The following is a 22549-nucleotide window of genomic DNA, read 5'->3' as shown; positions in this document are numbered from 1 at the left end:
AAAAGGCGTGATAATTATTGGTTACTCATAGTAACAAATAATTATCACGCCTTTTTATTATCTTTCAATACACAATGACAATCAGTTAACCACGACTTACTTAACTAAAGCAGCAGCACCAAACACACCCGCACTATCGCCTAAGTCTGGCTTAACAATCAGGGTGTTTAACTCACCATTAAATAAATGCGGTATAATCGCTTGTTCTGCTTGTTGATATAAAGCATCGATATTTCCCACTCCACCACCAATCACAATAACATCGGGATCAAGGACATTGATGATCTGCGCAATAGCAATACCAAAGTAATGCGACATTCTTGCCATCGTTGCTTGCGCATGAAGATCGTTATTGGCCGCTAGTGCAACTATTTCTGGCAACGGCAACACACGTCCTGATTGCTCAGTATAAAATCGTTCTAGTCCTTTGCCTGAGATCACTGTCTCTAAGCATCCTGATTGACCGCAATAACAGGCGGCACCATTAGGCTCAATAACATTATGCCCCCACTCACCGGCAATACCATGGCGACCATATAGGCCTTTACCGTTAACAACCACTCCAGAACCAACACCTGTCCCCATAATGATGCCAAATACGACTTCAGCATCGGGTTTTACTCGCTTAGCGGCACCAAAATGCGCTTCAGCTAGAGCGAAACAATTAGCATCATTGGCTAAGACAACTTTTACACCTAATAATGACATAAGATCTTTATCAAGTGGTTTGCCATTAAGTGCGGTGGAATTACAATTTTTCATGACGCCATAATGAGGATCTAAGGTACCGGGAGTGCCAAATCCAATCGCTTGAGGTCGCTGACCTAATTGTTCTACACAACGATCAATCAACAATTTAATTTGATTTAAAATATGGCTATAACCTTGATCGCTTTCCGTTGCGATTCGCTCTCGAACGACACAAATGTCACTATTACGCTCAATGACTGCACATTCAATTTTAGTACCACCTAAATCAACACCCCAGTAATAACGATCCATTGCAACTCCACTGTTATTTTATTATTTTCAGTTATTATACTTGAGACATAATATTAAAGACTGCGACATTGCCGAAAATTCAATCGATAATATTTCTTGTTAAGGCTATTTAAGTACAACTTTTGTGCATTTATTAGGCCACTGCAACAGAAATACATTCTGTTGCAAAATATATCTTGTAGTGAAGCAATAATATTTTAAAGTAGCACTACCTTATCATCGGTGCGCAATTACGCGTGGTTTGCAGTAGTACTTAATGAATAAATACCGTCCTTATCTTGATATACCACTTTGTATATCAATTCTCCTTTTGATCACATTTAGTTCATTAACCGTATGGAGCGCTAGTAGCTTTAGTGTACCTATTATTGAGCGTCACCTAATACGTGGCATGCTTGCAATTGGCGCATTAGTTTTCATGTCAGCCATATCTCCAGCAACTTACCAACGCTATACACCTTATTTATTTATTGTAACCGTTATTCTGCTACTGGGCGTTTTTGTTAGTGGCGACAGTACTAATGGTTCACGACGTTGGTTAGCACTGGGACCAATACGTTTCCAGCCTTCAGAACTTGTTAAAGTCGCAGTACCATTAATGATGGCGTGGGTACTCATTGCTGAAGCTGGGCGTCCGACGATTAAAAAAGTACTTATTTGCCTATTCATCACCGCGATTCCAGCTGGACTTATTTTTATTCAGCCCGATCTAGATGGCGCTATTTTTACCATTCTATACGCGCTGTTTGTACTCTATTATGCCGGTATGAGTTGGAAGTTAATTTCGACTGTTTTAGGCATCATTGGAGTAACAATACCGTTGGCTTGGTATTTCGTAATGGAAACCTACCAGAAAAAACGTGTACTACAGTTTCTTGATCCAGAGTCCGATCCGCTCGGTTCTGGTTACCAAATCATTCAATCAAAAATTGCGATTGGTTCTGGAGGAATACGCGGTAAAGGTTGGACCGATGCAACCCAAGGCAATTTAGGCTTTATACCAGAAAGCCATACTGATTTTATTTTTTCAACCTTTGCTGAAGAATGGGGCTATTGGGGCAGCGTCTTTTTATTAGGGATTTATGCCTTCATGACATTTCGTGTTATTTGGCTAGCAAATCAATCAGAATCGCCGTTTGCACGCTTAGTCAGTGCCTCTTTCGCGTTAAGTTTCTTCCTATATAGTTTCATTAACATAGGCATGGTAAGCGGGGTATTACCCGTCATGGGAAGTCCATTACCTTTCTTTAGTTATGGTGGTTCAGCGATTATTACTCAAGGGGCAATATTTGGCATGATCATGTCATTATGTCTTAGGAAGAAAGCGGTTTATACACCAGAAAAATAGTCATCGTTCCTTATGATGATCATATAAAAAAAGCCAGCTATGATTATTATCAACATAGGCTGGCTTTTTTATTGCTTCTTTTATTACTCTGGTTTGAATTCAATAACCGTGTAATAAGAAAACTAAAACTTAACGCTCAGAAGCAGCTTCTGTCGCAATTTTTAAAGCAGGAGAGGTAATTTCAACACGACGGTTTTGCGTACGGCCTTCTGTCGTATCATTGCTAGCGATCGGATGTTGCTCACCCATACCTTGCGCTGTTACTTGGGCTGGATCAGCCACATATTTTGCTAACTCTGAAGCTACAGCATGAGCACGTTTCTCCGATAATGTTTGGTTATAAGCCACAGTACCTGTATTTGAAGTATAACCAGTCACCACAACTTTAGCGCTTGGGTAACGAGTTAGACGCTTCATCATTGGCTGTAATGCTCTTTCATTAGCTGCAGTTAATTTATACTGATTAATACCATAACCTAATGATAATGTTGAAGGCTCAATCGTCACTGTTTGTGCCATTGCCGGCGCAATAGTATCAACCACGACTGGCTTTGCTCCCCAGTTATAAACCAAGCTTAAGCCGTAGAAATTAGTATCAAATTTATAGCTTAAATCAGTGCCACGTGGTTTCGAAGATAAATCATGATAGAACTGGTATTCAAGACGTGTTGATAAATGATCGGTTAATTGATATTCAACACCAGCACCAACGGTACCCACAAGATGATCATCAGTATCACTAATGCCATTACCATGATAGGCCGTTAGCATATAACTACCGCCAGCTTTAGCAAAGAGACCCCAGCTATCATTAAGATGCCATGTTGCCTTACCCGTTAAATCAAAAGCGTGTTGTTTAATATTTTGATGATTAAACTGTGCATCACCCAACCAAGTGTAACCAGTCTCAACTGCAAACCATGGCGTAATATTATAACCAGCAAAAATACCCGCCCCAAGGTCGTTTTGTTTCAAACCAAGGTTAGAGGTATGGCCATTCTGTTCAAAATGAGAATAGTTAGCATCGCCTAAACGAACACCAACATAGTAAGGATTAGCTGGTGCTGCTTGGGCAACACTAGAAATAAGAACAGCGAGCGGTAAAAGCGCAAAATATTTATTAGACATACTATTTACTTTATAGTGATTAATATTAGATAAGTTCTGGATGCAATTATATGCAGATTCACCAATAATGCCAAAATAGTATTTCTTTGTCATAGGTAAATAAAAATAAAATCACATCAACACGATGCGTGTCACCATTCGCTCATAAAATATAACTAAAAATCTAGACAGTTAATAATGTGTGATTGCAATCCCTATTTCAGCGGCTAATTGCTGAAGTTGTTCATCTGTATCTAACTTAACTGACCAATTTAAACCGCTACCAACAGCGGTGATCACATTAGCACCACCGATTAATGTTAATTCGTCTACTTGTGCCTGCATCATTATTCGACAACAGCCATCAATACGAATAACAACCTCATGCTGAGTCGCAATAATTTTGCCTTGAGAAAAAGTAATGATCATTATATTTACTGCTTTTTATGTTTTAAAACGGCCATCGTCAAACGGCTAGTACACACTAAACGCTGACGTTCATCTCGAATTTCAATTTGCCATACTTGTGTTGTCGCACCAAGATGTAATGGTGTCGCCTTCCCCGTAACAAAACCACTACGAACGGCGCGAATATGGTTAGCATTAATATCTAAGCCAACACAATAATAATCACTGGTTACGGCAAAATTCGCAGCCAATGAACCTAATGTTTCAGCTAATACGACAGAAGCCCCGCCATGTAACATCCCTAGCGGTTGATGCGTACGAGAATCGACAGGCATAGTGGCTGATAGCGATGAATCATCGACAGCAACGTATTCAATGCCTAAATGTTCGACTAATGTATTTTTAGAGGTCTGATTAAAAAGTGCTAACGTAAACGGTCGCTGCCAAATCGCCATAATATTCTCCGCTTATTTATTATGTCTAACATCTACCAAATTCATGAATCTGACATGATAACACTCTCTCGATACGGCAGAAAAAATAATACTCCCGTTATAAAATTGAATAACTACAATAAGATATTGATACTCCACTTATCATGGTTTTTAGGCATAAAAAAAGCGCCAATCTGGCGCTTTTTTAAAATACTATTTAATAATACTTATTGAACAACAGCAGCTGCAGCCGCTTGTTCAATTTCAAAACCAGGAGTTGTTACATCAGCACGACGGTTTTGAGCACGACCTTCAGTAGTATCATTCGATGCTGCTGGGTCTAGTTCACCACGACCTTCCGCAGATACACGGCTAGGATCAATGTTGAAGTGCTTAGTTAAGTATGTTGCAACTGTAAGTGCACGTTGCTCAGACAAATTCTGGTTGTATGCTTCTGCACCAGTGCTATCTGTATGACCAATAACAACAAGTTGTGCTTCAGGGAAGTTCACAAGACGTTGTGCGATTGGATCTAGACGTTGCTTATCTTCTGCAGATAGTTTATCGCTATCAAATGCGAATGGCATTGCCGCAGAAATAGGCTCTAATTGAATAGTTGTAGCTTCAACAACTTCAGTTACAACAGGAGCAACGGCTGCTGGAGCACCCCAACCGTAAACAAGGCTCACACCGTAGTAATGTGCATCCCAGTTAATTTTAGTCTCTGCAGGTTTCACTACCATATCGTGGTAGTACTGATATTCAGCACGTGCAGAAAGGTTATTTGTGAAGTGATATTCAGCACCAAGACCAGCAGTAGCGATCAAGCTATCATCACGATCAGATAAACCTTCAGCTTTAATATGAGAGAACTGCCATGCACCACCAACTTTAGTATATAAGTCTAATGCATCAGTTGCTTGGTAAGTAAATTTACCCACTAAGTCAATTGCTTGCTGCTTAACTTTAGCGTTAGCTTCTTTAAGCTTTACTTCGCCTAGCCAAGTATAACCCGTCTCAACAGCAAACCATGGTGTTACATTGTAACCCATGAAAACACCACCCGCAAAATCATCTTTGTCGATTGAAGTTACTTGACTTGGGTTCCAATGATCATTGCCTGTTTTAGCATCGAAATCAGCATAATGAACACCACCAGCACGTGCACCCACATAATATGGGTTTACAGTTGCTGCATTTACGGCACCAGAAACAAGAAGTGCAAGAGGTAAAACTACCAAATTCATTTTAGACATTATTTATCCTTTATTATACTTATTACCACTACTACTGTTTTCTCTATATCTCAACATAGAAATATAATCCGCGACCATATTTTTATATTTAAGTTCAAAAAAACATAATTAAAGTTAACAAAAGAAAAAATAAAAATCCAGAATAAATAAATATTAACACCAAACAAAAAACACAACACATTGATAATAAAGGTATAAATAAAAAACGATTTTGCTAATTTTATTCAAAAAGGTATTATATTTATTTTTAAAAAGTATTTAATTCATTACCTTTATCACTATAAAATGAAGTAAATATATCAATTTATAATAACTCAAGCATAACAATACACTCAAAATCGCAACCAATTCCAACAAGGAATTTGATATGTATACTTGCAATGACATACACAAAACAAATACCACTGATGTGCTTTTAATAGGATTTTAATTCACTACTATTTCTCTTTATGTTATTACAACGTAAAATGGTTTCATTCATGCATTCAAGGGATTTATTACATATACCTTTATTAAATAAATCCTTTTGTTGCTTTTAGCTGATTTACGTGTTCAAGCATTATGAATTTAATTGAAAGTAAAATGACATCGCTTCCCCTCTCTGATTCACCTATCACTGTTGGTATTATTGGTGGCGGTATAGCTGGATCAACTATTGCACTTCGATTAGCAGAGCAAGGTATAAATGTTCAGTTGTTTGAAGAAGGAAAAAGTTTAGTTAATGGTCCCCCTATTTGTCACTTACACGCAGGTGGAAATCTTTATCGTGAAATATCAGATCAACAATGTCTGACACTGCTCACACAATCGATTGATACACTACGTGTCTACCAACATACTTCGAATATTAGGCCAACCGTTATTGCTATACCTTGCAATGATGCTGGTAATCCTAATGATTTATTACCTCGACTTGAGTTATTACAACGTACTTACCAAGCACTGGTAGAACACGATCTTAAAAATAAAGTGCTGGGAGAACCAAAGGATTACTTTAAACTATATCAACGTAGCGATTTGGAGCGTCTAGCATTACAAGACAATCCATCCCAACCGCTAACGCCAGATCAGTGGATGATCCCAGTAGCTAAATCTATCAATTTAGATCAATTCAAATACCCGTTAGTCATGGTGCAAGAATATGGCTTAAGTGTATTTAGAATTGCAGCAACATTGACACTAGCATTAGAAAAGCTGACATCGTGCCATGTTCATACCAGCACTAAAGTGACATCATTAGCTGAAAAAAGCACAGGCTGGCAAGTTAGCTATCAAGACGCGACTAACCAGCAACATCAGATCCATGTTGACTATCTGGTCAATGCCGGCGGTTATAGAACGGGGACTATTGATGACTTTGCACATATTCCTCGTCAACGAATGGTCGAATTTAAAGCAGCTTATGTCACCCATTGGTCACAATGTGATGCACAGTGGCCTGAAGTCATTTTTCATGGAGAACGTGGCACACCGAACGGTATGGCACAGTTAACACCTTATCCTGATGGTTTCTTCCAACTCCATGGTATGACACAAGATATTACTTTATTTAAGAATGGCTTAGTTGCATCAAATGCAAACAGTGCTCAACCACAGTTAGATTCTTCCTTTAAAGCAAAATTACAACAGCATTGGTCACAACAAGAGATTGATCAACGGACGCAACGGGCTATTAACCACATGGCGCAATTTGTTAATAAGTTTGATCAAGCGACTGTCGGTGGAAAACCCTTATTTGGTGCTCAACAAATTCCAGGAAATGATCCAACCTTACGTGCAGCTGATGTGTCTTATTCTCATCAACGCTATGCACGATCTGAGATTGTTAAAGCTTCATCTGCATTATCCGTAGCTGATGCCATTATTGAACAACTTGCTACATTAGATTTAATTCCAACACCAGTACCACAAACCCGTGAAAACGAGTTTCCAGTGGCTCATCAATTAAGCCAACACGATATCGTTAGTTATGCTGAGAAGATAGCTGAAGAGCGCGGTTTTCCGATCTCACTAGCACGTCCGATTGGGCACTAAACACAATGACAATCTTACAGATATAAAAATAGCTGCAATTGCAGCTATTTTTTATTTAATATAGAGCCCGTAAATAGCCTTTATTTCTTACCAATTTCATCATTAATAACCGCTAAAGCTTGTTGCTGAGTCGCTAAAATAGCTTGTTTGTTTTTCAATAATCCCAATTGCTGATCATAATTATCGCAATCTTTTTGTGATACCCAGTTCCAACTATTGCCAGATTTAAACTCATCACAGGCTTTTTTGAAACCTTTCGCCGCCTGTTGTAATTCTACAATCTTTGCCTGCGTTGATTTCACATTCGCCTGCATCTCTGCTTGACGTTCAAAGTACTGTTGCGATTTATCAATAACAACTTGCTGCTTATTCGTGGTTGTTTTTAATTTTACAACTTCAGTATCTAATTTCTTTTTAGTCACTTCTAATTTTTTTTGACTTACTGATAACTGTTGTTTCTTTTGCGCCAAAGACGCTAATTGTTGTGCAAAATCGGCTTTTTGCTTCTCAACTAACTTCGTCATCGCAGTTAACTCTGTAGTAGCTTGCTCTAACTGCTTGCTTTGCTCTTCACTATCAGCCACTAGTGCTTGATATTGTTCAGCACTATGCTCTAGTTGATCTGTTTGAGCCTTAATATGTTGCTGACAAGCTTGAAGATTCGGTGCACTACTATTCTGTTCTACTTTTACGCCTACACCATAACCAATTGCACCACCAACAATTAGTGCTAAAAGAGATAATAACAAAGGGGTTTTACTCGTCGCCTTAGTAGACATAATCACTTTCTCCATTTTATTTTTTTGGATTAAGAATAACTAATATATTTAACTGCTAATGAAATTAACATTTAACCGATGATGAATTGTTAATTTCACATCAAATAATATTCTATCTTTAAAAAAAACCTTACTTATTAGTAAATTCGAGGAAGTCCATCCTTGATTCTCAATTTTAATAATTTGTTTCAATCCTAATATATTTTAAGATTAACCGATAAATGTACTCTAGCCAAACTAGGATTAATTTAACGGATTTCAATACACTATATAACTTTATGGTACATTTATGATCACACCACTTATTGTGTTAACTGTTTCAGCATTTTCAATACCTTTACTAGAAAACTCAACCTATAGTCAAACAGAAACTAAATGTACACTCACAGTAAAAGAAGAACGCTTACTCGATAATACCGTCCTAACTATGTCGACAGACAGAAAAAATAACTATGACGTTAAAATCTACCATCTTAGCGATCTCCAAGCGCCATCTCGAGGACAATTAACCCAATATTCGATAGATAATGTCGATCAACATCAAGAAATCAGCTACGCCGTCGACCATAATTTGTTTAAGCGTATCGATGATAAAACCGCTATTTATACAGCAACCATTGCCAACGATAATCTCAGTCCACAGCTATTTACCAAAGCATTTAAAGCCCACAGTTATCGCACTAAATTACATATTGAAGGACTGGCTCCCTTTGCTTTTATTGCCAGCCAACGCCAAGCGGATGCTTTTTTTCGCTGTGCGGAACAACAACAAATAGCAACCCTAGCTAAGCGTTAATAATCACTAACTATCGGCATTAACTTAATTTCAAGACTAAATCACTGTCTTTAATCCAACCTTGGCGACGCATAATATAGGCAACAATAAGTGTGATCGCTGCTGGTAAAATAAAATGCATTAAAACGATTAACCCATAAATATAACCACTACTGACACCAGGTTGTTCCATCGCAATCAACGTCTGAATCTGTCCTACAAATCCAGATGTTCCCATACCAGCACCAAGCGGCGTATTTTCCATATGAAAGACAACAGTTGCTATTGGCCCTAGAACTGCAGAGGCGATAATCGGTGGAATCCAAATTTTATAATTCTTAACAATATTAGGTAGTTGTAACATCGATGTACCTAACCCTTGCGCGAATATGCCGGCCCAGCCATTAACTCGGTAACTCATAACAGCGAAACCAACCATTTGTGCAGCACAACCGACAGTTGCAGCACCTGCCGCCAATCCATTGAGACTCAACATAATTGCGATAGCTGCACTACTGATCGGTAAGGTTAATGCCATTCCCATTAATACCGCAATTAGCGCCCCCATTAATAATGGCTGTAATTGCGTAGTCGACATAATTAATTGACCAAATTGAGTCATCACAGCCCCAACCAATGGTCCGATCCAACTACCAATTAATACACCAACTAATACTGTTACCGCAGGAGTCACTAAAATATCAACTTTCGTTTCGCCAGCAACAAGTTTACCGCATTCTGCCGCACAAACGCTGGCAACGTATGCACCAACAGGTCCCCCCATTGCAGCCCCCGCAGCACCAGCAATAGTTGAAGAGAATAATACTAATGGTGGCGCTTTTAGCGCATAAGCAATAGCAACACCAATTGCTGGCCCTGTCATTTGTTTCGCTATCGGCCACAATACGTCACTCAGCAAAGGTATTGAAAATTTAATACCTATCGTATTCAGAATTGATCCAATTAACAGCGATGAAAACAACCCCAGCGCCATAAAACTCATGGCATGAATAAAATAACAATGAAAAGAAATATTGATATTCTTTGAGACTAAAAATTGATTAACACGAGTAAAAAAACGCGACGAAGAAGATTGCATTACAGCCAATACCACAGATAGAGATCAATTATGGCAGAATTTTACCCGAGCTCGCCCATAAATACAGTCGATAAATAACCTTTTTTTATCATTTTGACTATATTGATACTCAACATACTTAATTCCTATATAGCACTCTCAACACATAAATAATGTAACTGTAACCTGATTCACATTACGTAACTCTAACATCAGCACAAACACAACTAAAAAGACGACGTAGTAATATACCCATTTAAGCCATTTATTTACTGTTATGGCTCTATGTTCATTAAGGAGCGATATCATGCCACTATTACCATTTCAGCCTTTTTCACCAGATAATGATACGCATATCTTTCAACCTAGTGGCAAGCGATTAACACCTATTGCAGCATTAATTAGTCTCTCGCTTAGTTTTCCTATTGTTGCAGCTCAACCACCATTAATGCTGGCTAAAAGTTTACCCAATGAACAGTTAAATGCAGCTCATTATAGTAATGACCATCAAATCCACGAAAATTTTACTCTCGATGATTATTTAGTTAGCGAAAAACTCGACGGTATTCGTGCTTATTGGAATGGTCAGCAACTTCTCACAAAAACAGGCAATATTATTCATGCCCCAAGATGGTTTTATGCTAATTTTCCTTCAACACCACTGGACGGCGAACTTTGGATTGAACGTGGTAAATTTCAAGCATTAACCCGTATTGTTCTTGATACAGAGCCGAACAATGAGGCATGGAAACAGGTGAATTATATGGTGTTTGATCTTCCACATAATAGTGCCCCATTCAGTAAACGCTACAGTCAATTAAAAGCACTAATTAAACAACAGCGAGATAGCAATAATCGACCACTTACTCATTTGCAGTGGATTGAACATAAATCTCTCGATAATCTGGCTATATTAGTACAGTGGTTAGATATTGTTAGCAGTCATGATGGTGAAGGATTAATGCTGCATCATAAATCAAATAATTACACTTCTGGTCGAACAGCACACTTATTAAAACTAAAAAACCATCAAGATGCTGAAGCTATTATTATTGGCTATGAGGAAGGAAATGGAAAATACCAAGGTATGATGGGAGCGATCTGGGTTAAAACAGCGACTAATAATACCTTTAAAATTGGCTCAGGCTTTAATGATCAACAGCGGCAATCGCCACCAGCTATTGGTTCAACGATTCAATATCGTCATAACGGTTATACCAACAATGGCATCCCCCGTTTTGCTCGCTTCATTCGAATTCGTAACAACCCAGATAGTTAACTAGACAACATCACTAAAATGTAATTATCTACGACATTTATTGTTACACTATTTAGAAGCAAATAAATATCAAGTCATTGATTAACTATAGTATATTTTTATTATAACTTTCTTATAATCATATAAATTAATGGCTTATTCATAATGCATATATTTAACATTTTCCGGACACTCTCAACAGCCGCAGTGCTCATCATTAGCGTTAGCAGCAATGCTTACGCCATGCCTAAAGGTGACGCAAGCAAAGGAGAACTCAAAACCCCAAGTTGCCGTTTTTGTCATGGTAGTAACGGCATAGCATCACAAGCAAGTTACCCTAATCTTGCTGGTCAACAGCAGAAATACCTTTATGATTCAATGCTCGCTTATACTAATGATATGCGTATTGGCCCAATGGCAACCATGATGAAAGGACAATTGCAGAACCTTACTTCACAAGATATTGCCGATATTGCTGCCTATTATTCTGAAATGAAATAGCTGTTATAGCACTTCGTTTTTAATCGTTTCAAATTGGCACAACCACTCAGAAAGCTCGGCAACCTGACGTGCCAATTCTCGATTAAGCCACAAATAACCGTAGTAACTGATATCAGTCCGGCTATCAACACTTGACGCTAACTTCGGATATAACGCTAAAATATCAAGCTGCTTTTTATTAAGCACCATTAATGGCTTTTGAGTTGATAATAAATCTTCCCCTAATAATCCACACATTAGTGATAATTGTTCTTTCGCCTGTGATAATGCCCTTATTTCCTGCACTTTTTCTTTACTGTATTGATGACGCCACTGAGTCTGAATAATATTTTCGAGTAAATTAAACATTCTTACCTGACACGCGATCGCTTTCTTTACAGGCAGTTTCATTTCAGGCGACTCATGACCAATACTCGATTCTAGCGCTGTGATCTTATTTAATGTTTGACGTAATTGAGAGAGCTGGATCTCACGATAGGCATCATCACTATTGACTAACGCATTATGTTCCGAATAGTACTGATGAAATAGGCGTAAGAAATCACCACAAGCGAATTTAAAATGATCGGTCGCTTTAGCTGGAAATAAATATTGGCTCGCAATAATCGCCACTAACCCACCCCATAACACATTGGTTGTACGCCATAATGCAATATGTAAATCGCCAGGGCCGCTACCAGCCACTAAGACCAAAGTCACTGAGGTTAAAATTGCACTGTATGAGTATTTACCTAACGTAAAGTAAAGCGACACACTTAGCATCACAATCAGTAACCCATAATGCCAATAAACATTATCGATAGGGAAAAAATACAGCGACAGTCCTAAAATTGCCCCGACTGTAGTACCGAGTATTCGTTGACTGGCTTTATCTGACACTTCACCTGAATACTTAGCTGACATCACCACAATAATAGTAATAGGGGCCCAAGTGCCATAAGGAAGCTTAAAAATAATATCGACAGAAAAAGCTATAATGCAGGCGATAATAATACGTAGCACATGAAACAAACGCATGTACTTAATAATCTGTTGGTGTAAGGTTTTCATTCAGTGTTGTAACCACAAAAATAATCACTATGGGTAAGCTGATACAAATAACACACCACTTTCAAGATAACCAGCCACATAAAGCATATCACCACCACTATCACTGCATAAATTATCACTCAAAAAGCTGACTCAATCACATTAATGTACTTTAATTGATGTTTTAATAAAAAATATGCATTTTATACATAGCTGTATTATTAGATTCCAACAACGGCACCCTATCGACGCCAATAATCACTATTTTATACGGTTGATGCTTCTAAACAGCACCATTGATGATTTATCACTCAGCTAAACAATGGAACCTTATTTTGATGAACAAAAATCATTATCGATTGCTGTGGTTTGTGATAGCCTAATTCAATACTTATAATGATAACGAGTAAACACCATGAAAATTTTCAGTAACTTTGAAAGCGGTAGCATCAATGTTGTTAAAGCAGATCATAAAGACGACATTCAGCTAAGTATTCCTAACGATAACCAATCTGAACTACATCAATGGTTTCACTTCCGTTTAGAATCAGAAGCACAGCAGCCTCATACTATTAAGTTGTTAGATCTTGCTAACTCAGCCTACCCTGAAGGTTGGAACGGTTATGATGTTGTTGCCTCTTATGATCGTGAAGAGTGGTTCCGTATCCCTTCAGAATTTGATGGTGACACATTAACGTTTACGGTTATTCCTGAAAATGAATCAATGTACTTCGCTTACTTTGCACCGTACAGCTACGATCGTCATCAAGATCTATTGCACCTAGCGCAAAGTCACTATAACTGTCGCCTAGAAACACTCGGCCATACACTTGATAACCGTGATGTCAGCCTATTGGTTATTGGTGATGAGCACGCAGCAGATAGTGAAGAAACAGCGAAGAAAAAAATCTGGGTTATTGCACGTCAGCACCCAGGTGAAACAATGGCAGAATGGTTTGTTGAAGGTCTCGTTCAACGCCTATTAGATGAAACTGATACCGTTGGTCGTGCCTTACTAAACAAAGCTGTATTCTATGTTGTACCTAACATGAACCCAGATGGTAGCGCACGTGGTCATCTACGTTTAAATGCGATTGGCGTTAACCTTAACCGCGAATGGCAAACACCATCACTAGAAAAAAGCCCTGAAGTTTTCTACGTCCGTGAAAAGATGATAGCAACAGGCGTGGATATGTTCCTTGATATTCATGGTGATGAAGCAATTCCATTTAACTTCGTTGCTGGTTCTGAAGGCATTCCATCATACGATGCGCGCCTTGAAAATCTTGAAAATAAATTCAAACAAGCGCTATTAACAGTAACGCCAGAATTCCAAGACGAACACGGCTACGGCAAAGATAAACCAGGCGAAGCGAACCTAACAGTGGCATCAAACTGGGTGGGCGAGCAATTTAACTGCTTGTCTTACACTGTTGAAATGCCATTTAAAGATCATAATAATCAACCAGATAGCCTATACGGCTGGTCTCCAGAGCGCAGTATTGGCTTTGGTCACGACACGCTAGCAGCAGTGCTTGCTGTTGCTGATGATCTTCGTTAATACCGATTCTCTATAAGCACCAAGCCAGCGGCCACCTAATTAGGTGGCCGTTTTTATTCAAAATAATGAATAAAAACACAAAATCCTTAAATGAGTAACTTAAGCCTTTTTTAGTGTAAAAACTAGCAAGTGGCGACACAGTGGCGACAGGTAATTTTAACCTCAATTAATCGCTAACACATTTATGGACAGAAATGAATTAGAGTTCAAACTCTACTAAAGAGATATGGATAGCAGCAGTATTTAGAAGTAGCCAATTAACTCAGCTACTGCGCAGATACAAAAATCGTCACAATAGGCGGTGATTTAACATCAAACTTATTAACGCGTACCTAGTCTCGCCTAACGCTAAGTTTGACTGTTATCTCTTTTCTATTTAACTAAAAAGAGTAGAACATCTTCATTAACTACTGAATAAAGATAGAGCTAAAATGAAAAAGGATAATTCTATTAAATTCATAAAAATATTCTCTATAATATTTTTAAGCTATGGTTTTTTTATTTCTTCGTTCGATAATAATGACTGGATATGGCAGGCGTTAATATTCTCACTGCTGATGAGTACATTTTCTATAAAAACACCTAAAACAGAAAGTGGATCAGATAAGGTTGAAAATAAACTCAAAAAAGCGCTATTAACAGTAACGCCAGAATTCCAAGACGGACACAACAAAGATAAGCGTACAGTAGTATCGAGCTGGGTTGGCAAGCAATTTAACCACTTGCCTTTCGCTGTTAAAAAATCATTAAAAGATCATAAAAAAATCAAATAGATAACCACACCACACCGTCAATACGAAACCTACCAATAGAATAAAAAATGCCAAGCGTTGGAAGTTACTCTTTAATGCTTTGTTATATTGAAGCTCAACTTCTCCACCCAAATTTCCTTCATTCTTTTCAAAATATAAACGGGGATAAACTCTTTCTCTTTTGGAACTTCGTCACCTTGAAGAATATCGCCTTTAAATACGACTGGATATTCACAAGACTTAATTTTGAATTCTCTGCATAGATTACTCAAATACATGTCACAAGCAGATAATTCTTCTATATGACTACGTAATACACCTGCATAAACTTTATCAACACACTTCAAGTACTCTATTAAAACTAAATTTATATCGACTTTCCCTGAATCTAGCGCTTGTAGTACACTCTCTAAATCACTAGGCCATTTAAAACTTCCATTAAATAATTTTTCCGTCAACGCAAAAACTTGAATATCTGTCAACGAAACAGAATCCGTTGATATATATATTTCAGACACCGGTAATCCATAATGTTGAGTATAGTTTCTCAAGACATAACCAAACTTGTACTCAAAAGTGTCTTTGTGGAGTTCCTTCCGAAAGTTATTCCAGAGTTGAAATGCTTCGTTATCTTTAGTATATACTTTTTCCATATACTGTTCACACATATTCAAACACACTGTATACGAAACCAGAGAGTTAGTAATTAACTGAGATAATTTTACAAACGCATCTTGAACTTCATCCGTCAAAAGGTGTATTTCCGAAGAAATAGAAAGCACCTTTTTGTGACTTTCAACATATTGTTGCAAAGCTCTATGGTTCTCGTGGCAACATCGCCATGACAGATCTAAATTTTGTAATTGCCACAAAATATTGGTTTTTTCTCTCATATCTTTATACCAAGCGATCGGCAATAATCTATGCTCTATCATGAATTCTGTTTTCCTTGGCTCACTAGATGAAAGTGAACCTATTCGATATTTACTTGTTCTCATATTTTCCCCGCTTTAACATAGCCATATATTAATAAGTCTTCTTACTTTCACACAAAACATATCTTCAAAACCGAATAGCAATAACCAACTTAATCACTCGATATCATGATATTGAGTGTGTTTTTTATCTATTAATAGGTGATCGATGAAGAAAGTAATAAATGTATTTTATAAGTCTGAATAGCAACATTCTAATATAATACCACACTCATATTGTATGAGTGAACGTTCACTCTAAATAATAGTAAAATCAGTAAAAAAAGTAAAAAAAGTAAAAAACACAAACTATAAATTTCAGTTTTTCATTTCTCCAAATCCCCCTACAACCCACGCAAATACTGGCATTGTGTCATTACTGAAAAACAACCGTGATCATTAGTTTGTCAAAAAACGCCACGAAAAACACACGACCTCCAATGGTATCAATGACTTAACAATCAACCAAGATCATTAAACGTGATCATTAAACTGAAAAAAGGTGTAATTTAGATCATTCATTGAAATTTTATTTAAGGCTCTGAATAGCATTTAAGCGCATCACTCAAGCTGCCAAGCCCCGCTATTACTGGGCTTGTGCGTTAATTTGCTGCAGTTCTACACAGCCAGAACTGCGAAAAATAAAACTGTAAAAATTTTTAGATCGTAAAGCCTGCAGGTGGGGAGGAGTAGTGCGGTTTCCGTAGGGTTTACGTCACCGTGACAGATTCCGTGAGGGGCTGTGCACTTCGTGGTTGGGTTGGTGATTGTTGTTCCATACCTTATCGACAGGCATAAAAAAACGCCCTTGTGTGGGCGTTGAAGTAGGTATTATTAGAGCGGTTTATTTAGTGATGGAATCCAAGCGTTGCTTTAATTTGGTTGATGCTTTGCCATGGCCTGTAATGTAGTCACTTTGATTAGGTTGGGTTGTAGGTTCCCCATGGGCTGTTATGAGTATGACTGGCTAAGGTACTTGATAGCTCCGTGACTACTTGCATTAGATCACTGAGTAAACTCAGCACATTTTCTTTTTCAGAACCTACCCATGTCTTAGGGCTTTGATAGCTTTGTGATTCAGAAGCTAACACCTTACGTACTTTGCACTGCAGCGAGGCTAGCACATCGGTTTCATCAACAAAGTTACCATCTTGGTCTACTAGCTGGTAAACCCCTTTGCGCTTTTGGTAACGGCTTTCCCCTACTTTTATTCCTGGTAGTTTAAATCCAAGTGGCAGCACGCAACGAATAAAGGGTTTATCCGGTTGGCCAAAGATAAAACCTATCTCTACAATGCTGCCAATTGCGGGCGGTTCTAATCTTCCAGCATGATCACCTAATCCCGGCACTGGTAACGGCACTGCTAATAATGGGGCTTTGTCTTTATATTCAACGCCCTTTTCATCGAGCAATACAATATCAACCGCGTAATGGGGATAAAAGCGATCAGAATAATCGCCCTCGTTTGGTAGCTCAGGTAATGCCACCACTTTACCCCATCGAGGCAAATGCCATTTACCCGTTAGCTCTGGAAACAAGCGATAGATAATCCGCCTTATTGTGTTTTCCATGTTAGCTTTGCCTCCGTATCTGAAAACTCAACCGCTGATAACCGCAAGCCATTAACCACCACACCGGGCTTTAACTTAGGGATAGCTGGCACTTGTACTGATTTGGTGGCGGTTTGGCCCGTCATTAATTGGGCGGGTATGGTGATAGGTTTATTTGACCAATAAGAATCGGCCCAACTTCCCACGTAAATTTGGCCGTTGCCTTGTTGCTGCCAGAATAGATCATCAATACTAAATGCTTGGGCTAATTCGTCCATAATGCGATAGCCGTTACCATCAGAATAAAAACACGGGATGGCCGTCTTACTATAGGCGCGTTCTGGTACCACAAATTGCAATCCGGTTTTATCGGTTACTTCCCCAAGCAGCTGCATTAGTATGGGGTGGCGCATCATTACGTTTAATGGTTTGAACAAGATAGCGGATAATTCACGGCAGAAGATAACGGACCAACCATTATCGGCAGGTTGTACCCGTTCAATATAACCTAAGAACACACGGCTAATGGCATCGCCCCAACCTAAATCGACCGCAACAATGGTGTTAACGTTGGGACTACCTTCAACGGTGATAGTACATCGTCCGGGGATATTTTCATTAAAGACGATACGATGACTTTTGGTTTTAACTTTTACCGCACCTAAATAGGCGCGGCAAAGGAATTTACTATTAATGTCTTTATTCATGCAAGTTGGTTATCAATCCGTTTTAATACGCCCATGACTCCGGTTAGTTCCACTGCAGTATCTGGCGGTACATCATCGTTTTGTTCTGTGCTGGTTACTGGCGTGGTTTCCCCTTGCACTTTTTGTTGTGCGGCAGGTTTATCCGGTTGGCGCAGCTCCTTACGTTCCGGCACTGATAAATGCTCAATTAATTCAAAGGCCACTTGCCATTGTCTTAAGTTGGCTTGTTCATCAGCACGAATCGTTCCTTGGAATTTAACTTGGCGAATCTTTAGGGTTTCCGCTGTGCGGTTGCTTATACGGAAAACATGGCGGGCACCATTATCTTGAGTATCTGCCATGCTGAATATTTGAGTTAGTAGCGTTGATTGGTTGAATGGGATGATGCCAGCAATTGCCAGCACTTTGCCTTTAGTACCTGTTTCCGCTTGGTCGGTCGCTGACGATTGGCCAGACATATCCTTTCCGGCCAATTGTTGACGGACACTAATGCGCAGGTTTTTTAGTGGTAATTGAGTTCCGTCTAGGGTTAGCATATTAAATAATACCAACTAATTTCATTGTTTTAGAGTTGCCACCAACAACTGTACCGGATACAGTAGTATTGTTAGCAACAGCTATATATGTCATCCCTCCAGCATAGCTATTTGTATTTGCGTATGCACCGCCATTAAGTACACCACCACTATGTACAACCCTTATATTCGATGCACTATCATACTTTGCAGTTAACAATGCATGTTGTAAATCGATATTAGAGTTAATTAAATGAATATCATTATTACCAGAACAATAAAATACTGAACTATAGGTCAGGTTTGAGGAGTTTTTCTGACTTACATTAATATCACGTAATCTAATCACGACATCCATCAATGGGATCATATGTGATATATCATTCGTTGTTGTAATATTAATTATTGGATTATTACCTCGTCCATCTTTTACAAATTCTATTGATGTATTTGTTTGCGACCAGATAAAATCAGTAATAAGATCTGCGCCAATATGTTGTTTAGTAGGAATTATTTTTCCTGCTGGGCAATAAATAATATTCTTATGCCCATGACGACAACGATTTAAAGCACCTTGAACGGTTTGAACAGGCGCATTTCTGAAAAACCCCCAATTATTATCATCTCCAGAATCAGGATCTATATAAATATTAGAATATTCTTCGGCTAAACCGATAAAATTAATATAAGAATTAAACTTCTTACCTACTCCTGACTTTTTGGCTCCAATTATATCAACTTCAACATAACCAATATGGCCAGCTTCAAGCACGATTACATTTTGGCTACCACTAATATCAAATTTTATACGATTATGCGCGGCAGAACCTTCAACCCACATTAATTGGGCATTCTGACAGTGTGTATAGCCAACGTTAACATTTGCAGACATTGTATGAAATACATAACAATATTCACTAACACCTTCCATGTAATTATCATAATAATTAGCAGATAAGCAGTTCGTTCCACGGATACCATGTTGAAAATGTTCAATGGTATTATCTTCTGCATGTGGATTACCATAACGTGAAACAATCCCTGCAGTTTTATATTTTACTGATTCATTGGGAAAATCTGGCCAATCAAACTCTTCTTTTGTCGGTGGCGTCCCCGTCCCATATAAGTAATTATTTTCACAGCCATAGGTAGTTACATCAGCACCATTATAAAGACCAATAGCTCTTGCACCTATATTGTTATTTTCAATAGAACCAGCCCATGCAACCGATACCTGAATTCCAATATTCGCACCAACAAACCTATTTTTATTTACAAAAGACTGTGTTGCTGCTGCTAAATTAACGACACCTCGTAAATTCCGATTATTAACAACAAAACATTGCAAACTATTTATATTCATTCCCATACAACCTGCAATATATCCATTATCCCAATGCCCTCGGGAATACTCTCGACCTAAATAACGAACACCATCTGCATGCCAAGGAGCAGCATCTAATGCAAAGAGATCTTTACTATCAAAGTCTGCATGAATAATTGTTCCAAAATTAGGGTTATTGTAAAACGCACCAACTCGAATACCTTCCCAGTTCATAAAAGCATTCAATAATATAGGCTTCTTAATTTTCCATGGTCCAATACCACCATAAATTCGCGCTCTTAATTTCCCTAATTCCGCTTTTGTAGAGCTAATTGATCCCATCCATTTATATGGTGCCGAATACTCAATCATTGCGTTTATGCGGTCAGCATTACAACCAGAAAATGCCTGATTATTATTTAACCCCCATTGTTCCGGATGTATATATGTTCGGTACTCAATAATAGCGTAATTACCATTAGCTAGAAGAAAACCCGCACCCATTTCATCGGCAATTCCTGCAGCTGTTTCACCACCATGATTAGGCACTATATCGGTAGATGCATAAACACGATAATTAGCAGCACCCATCCCTAAATAAGTGTGATATTTAGTCTCAAATCTTTCTCCAACCAAAGCTGATTGCATTTTTAAAACTTGAACATTCTCTACTTGTTTACGCGGTACATATTCTGCAACCCAAGTTTTATCTGCTACAACCCCACTTGATCGCATATCCGCCACACTACCATCAGCCAACACCTGCGCTATCTTGCACACAAAGTGGTTTACGCCTTGGGCATCGGTGTAATCGTCTTTTTCATCAGCAGCGACAACAAAGGTAAATTTCGTTTGCCATTCACCTGTTGGTGAACCTTCGCGGAATGCATCAACATAAATAAAAGCTGGTTTTTCTGGCACCTGAATGATGCGATCAAAACCAAGGCTAATGCGATGGCCTGACACATAACCTGCACCCGCTTTAATGCTATAAGCACTCGATTGTGGCGTAACAATAAAGCCATCATCAATAAACCAATCTTTGCCGTTTTGGTCGATGATTGCTTGCGCGGTGTCGTTATCCATTTTTGACATGCGTTTATGGGCATCATATTGCCAGCTTGATGGATCAACCGTGATATTGGTTGTTTCGCTAATACCTTTATATTCCAATACGAAAGAACGCACTAAGGTATTACCCGTGATACCCGGTGCATCAACGGTTTTATCTACTGGCGGCGGAAAGTTAATAGCAACAAGCACATTGTGTTCAGAGCAAAATAAACCCGACCAGTTAAACGAGAAAGGACCAACATTACTTGCCAGTGTGGTGGAATAAATCACGGAATTTTCAGTTAAGCGGCCTTGCTCATGTACTGCAGATTCATGCACCACATGTTCAACCGGCACAACATCATCACGGTTTGGGAACGCAGGGCGATTAGGTACGTTGGCGAAAATAAACTTATCGATCACCAATACTTTATTTTCAGCCTGCATCTGGGCAATTAATGCCTCACCTGCTTTGGTAGTAATAACGGTTGCTGTATTGCTCATTGTTTCATCCTTGACTATGCGCGGCTTGTTGCCACTACGCATTCAAAATCCATATCCATTGTTTGTGGGCTTGGTAGCACCATCACTTCAAGTTTTGTTGTAGCAACGGCAATCTGCTGATCACCATCTAATAAATTGGGGTTGGCCATAATCGGCATTTCTAAATAAGTAGTGTATTGGTAGCGTCGACAAGTTCGTCCATACTGGCGACACATTTCATCCAATAAACCCGGAATGCTACTTAAATCACCATCACGGATTTTTAAGCTAATTACATCCCAATCAACATGGCTTAAACGTTCATCAAGAGTGATATGCGCAAAGCCCAGTTTTTCAAACATGTCATGCCAACCAGCCACCGAACCCGCACCACTGGCGAACTGATAAGCAAAAGCCACACGAATGCGGTAAATGGTTTCTGGCTCTTTGGCTAACCGCTGCACATCACGTTGCCATGCCAATAAATCAACAATGCCGATAGGTGCGGTCATTGGGTCTAATTGCTTTAATGGCAATTCCAATACCGTTTTAACCCGTTGCCAATAACCATGAAAAACTAACGCCAGCTTTGCCAGCTCACCACGACCCATCCAAAACGGT

Annotated in this window: 21 protein-coding genes; 7 read left to right on the top strand and 14 right to left on the bottom strand. The window is 38.7% G+C overall.

Going from position 1 to position 22549, the window contains the following annotated elements; genetic code table 11:
* Nucleotides 1-96 precede the first annotated feature (96 nt).
* Complete coding sequence (locus PPBDW_RS21665; protein WP_036792404.1) at nucleotides 97-1002, bottom strand: ROK family protein; 906 nt, start codon at nucleotides 1000-1002, stop codon at nucleotides 97-99.
* A gap of 256 nt (nucleotides 1003-1258) precedes the next feature.
* On the opposite strand from PPBDW_RS21665, the gene rodA reads away from it, so the two are divergent.
* A complete protein-coding gene (gene rodA / locus PPBDW_RS21660) occupies nucleotides 1259-2350 on the top strand; it encodes a rod shape-determining protein RodA (RefSeq protein WP_036792407.1) in 1092 nt (363 codons plus the stop codon).
* Nucleotides 2351-2479: 129 nt separating this feature from the next.
* Here the strand turns inward: rodA and PPBDW_RS21655 are convergent, their stop codons facing one another.
* The 4 genes from PPBDW_RS21655 to PPBDW_RS21640 all read right to left on the bottom strand — a co-directional run bounded on the left by PPBDW_RS21655 (nucleotide 2480) and on the right by PPBDW_RS21640 (nucleotide 5555).
* Nucleotides 2480-3478: an outer membrane beta-barrel protein gene (locus PPBDW_RS21655; RefSeq protein WP_036792409.1), complete on the bottom strand. Its 999-nt coding sequence runs from the start codon at nucleotides 3476-3478 to the stop codon at nucleotides 2480-2482.
* Nucleotides 3479-3649: 171 nt separating this feature from the next.
* Entirely contained in the window at nucleotides 3650-3886 is a 237-nt protein-coding gene (locus PPBDW_RS21650; RefSeq protein ID WP_036792410.1) for a DUF3389 domain-containing protein, read from the bottom strand.
* Nucleotides 3887-3891: 5 nt separating this feature from the next.
* A complete protein-coding gene (locus tag PPBDW_RS21645) occupies nucleotides 3892-4320 on the bottom strand; it encodes a hotdog fold thioesterase (protein ID WP_036792411.1) in 429 nt (142 codons plus the stop codon).
* A gap of 206 nt (nucleotides 4321-4526) precedes the next feature.
* Nucleotides 4527-5555 (bottom strand): OmpA family protein, encoded by a 1029-nt coding sequence (locus PPBDW_RS21640; RefSeq protein ID WP_036792413.1) that lies wholly within the window; start codon nucleotides 5553-5555, stop codon nucleotides 4527-4529.
* Nucleotides 5556-6137: 582 nt separating this feature from the next.
* Between PPBDW_RS21640 and PPBDW_RS21635 the strand changes: the two genes are divergently transcribed.
* The gene (locus PPBDW_RS21635; RefSeq protein WP_235604169.1) at nucleotides 6138-7589 is read left to right on the top strand and encodes an FAD-dependent oxidoreductase; all 1452 of its coding nucleotides are present in this window, start codon (nucleotides 6138-6140) and stop codon (nucleotides 7587-7589) included.
* Between the two features lie 80 nt (nucleotides 7590-7669).
* Here the strand turns inward: PPBDW_RS21635 and PPBDW_RS21630 are convergent, their stop codons facing one another.
* On the bottom strand, nucleotides 7670-8368 hold the full coding sequence (locus tag PPBDW_RS21630; protein ID WP_036792417.1) for a hypothetical protein: 699 nt from the start codon (nucleotides 8366-8368) through the stop codon (nucleotides 7670-7672).
* A 289-nt stretch (nucleotides 8369-8657) separates the two neighbouring features.
* Here PPBDW_RS21630 and PPBDW_RS21625 point away from each other — a divergent pair, with 289 nt between their 5' ends.
* Entirely contained in the window at nucleotides 8658-9164 is a 507-nt protein-coding gene (locus PPBDW_RS21625) for a hypothetical protein (protein ID WP_036792419.1), read from the top strand.
* Between the two features lie 19 nt (nucleotides 9165-9183).
* Here PPBDW_RS21625 and PPBDW_RS21620 read toward each other — a convergent pair whose 3' ends face one another.
* Entirely contained in the window at nucleotides 9184-10242 is a 1059-nt protein-coding gene (locus tag PPBDW_RS21620; protein WP_036792994.1) for a PTS sugar transporter subunit IIC, read from the bottom strand.
* Between the two features lie 286 nt (nucleotides 10243-10528).
* On the opposite strand from PPBDW_RS21620, the gene PPBDW_RS21615 reads away from it, so the two are divergent.
* Nucleotides 10529-11500, top strand: a complete 972-nt coding sequence (locus PPBDW_RS21615; RefSeq protein ID WP_230850450.1) for a DNA ligase — start codon at nucleotides 10529-10531, stop codon at nucleotides 11498-11500.
* A 144-nt stretch (nucleotides 11501-11644) separates the two neighbouring features.
* Nucleotides 11645-11980 carry a c-type cytochrome gene (locus PPBDW_RS21610; protein ID WP_107174045.1) on the top strand — a complete coding sequence of 112 codons (336 nt, stop codon included), beginning with the start codon at nucleotides 11645-11647 and terminating at the stop codon, nucleotides 11978-11980.
* Nucleotides 11981-11983: 3 nt separating this feature from the next.
* On the opposite strand, the gene PPBDW_RS21605 is transcribed toward PPBDW_RS21610, so the two are convergent.
* Nucleotides 11984-13030, bottom strand: a complete 1047-nt coding sequence (locus tag PPBDW_RS21605) for an FUSC family protein (RefSeq protein ID WP_036792422.1) — start codon at nucleotides 13028-13030, stop codon at nucleotides 11984-11986.
* Between the two features lie 394 nt (nucleotides 13031-13424).
* On the opposite strand from PPBDW_RS21605, the gene PPBDW_RS21600 reads away from it, so the two are divergent.
* Together PPBDW_RS21600 and PPBDW_RS21595 are read left to right on the top strand one after the other, a co-directional pair.
* Nucleotides 13425-14570, top strand: coding sequence for a M14 family metallopeptidase (locus PPBDW_RS21600; protein ID WP_036792424.1), 1146 nt, complete (start codon nucleotides 13425-13427; stop codon nucleotides 14568-14570).
* Between the two features lie 431 nt (nucleotides 14571-15001).
* Nucleotides 15002-15343, top strand: coding sequence for a hypothetical protein (locus PPBDW_RS21595; RefSeq protein WP_036792429.1), 342 nt, complete (start codon nucleotides 15002-15004; stop codon nucleotides 15341-15343).
* Between the two features lie 71 nt (nucleotides 15344-15414).
* Here the strand turns inward: PPBDW_RS21595 and PPBDW_RS21590 are convergent, their stop codons facing one another.
* The 6 genes from PPBDW_RS21590 to PPBDW_RS21565 form a co-directional block, all read right to left on the bottom strand.
* Nucleotides 15415-16320, bottom strand: a complete 906-nt coding sequence (locus PPBDW_RS21590; RefSeq protein ID WP_156312921.1) for a hypothetical protein — start codon at nucleotides 16318-16320, stop codon at nucleotides 15415-15417.
* Nucleotides 16321-17216: 896 nt separating this feature from the next.
* Nucleotides 17217-17867 (bottom strand): hypothetical protein, encoded by a 651-nt coding sequence (locus tag PPBDW_RS21585; protein WP_243423036.1) that lies wholly within the window; start codon nucleotides 17865-17867, stop codon nucleotides 17217-17219.
* A complete protein-coding gene (locus tag PPBDW_RS21580; protein WP_036792433.1) occupies nucleotides 17852-18553 on the bottom strand; it encodes a hypothetical protein in 702 nt (233 codons plus the stop codon). Before PPBDW_RS21580 ends, PPBDW_RS21585 begins: the two co-directional genes overlap by 16 nt.
* Nucleotides 18550-19089 (bottom strand): baseplate complex protein, encoded by a 540-nt coding sequence (locus PPBDW_RS21575; protein WP_036793001.1) that lies wholly within the window; start codon nucleotides 19087-19089, stop codon nucleotides 18550-18552. Before PPBDW_RS21575 ends, PPBDW_RS21580 begins: the two co-directional genes overlap by 4 nt.
* Before the next feature lies 1 nt (nucleotide 19090).
* Nucleotides 19091-21949, bottom strand: a complete 2859-nt coding sequence (locus PPBDW_RS21570; RefSeq protein ID WP_054262224.1) for a phage tail-collar fiber domain-containing protein — start codon at nucleotides 21947-21949, stop codon at nucleotides 19091-19093.
* A 14-nt stretch (nucleotides 21950-21963) separates the two neighbouring features.
* Nucleotides 21964-22539: a phage tail protein gene (locus PPBDW_RS21565; RefSeq protein WP_054262246.1), complete on the bottom strand. Its 576-nt coding sequence runs from the start codon at nucleotides 22537-22539 to the stop codon at nucleotides 21964-21966.
* Between the last annotated feature and the right edge of the window lie 10 nt (nucleotides 22540-22549).

The organism is Photobacterium kishitanii (genome assembly GCF_000613045.3).
Classification (GTDB): Bacteria; Pseudomonadota; Gammaproteobacteria; order Enterobacterales; family Vibrionaceae; genus Photobacterium; species Photobacterium kishitanii.
Note: the sequence above shows the minus strand (reverse complement) of the source record. Positions and strands in the feature narration are given on the sequence as shown.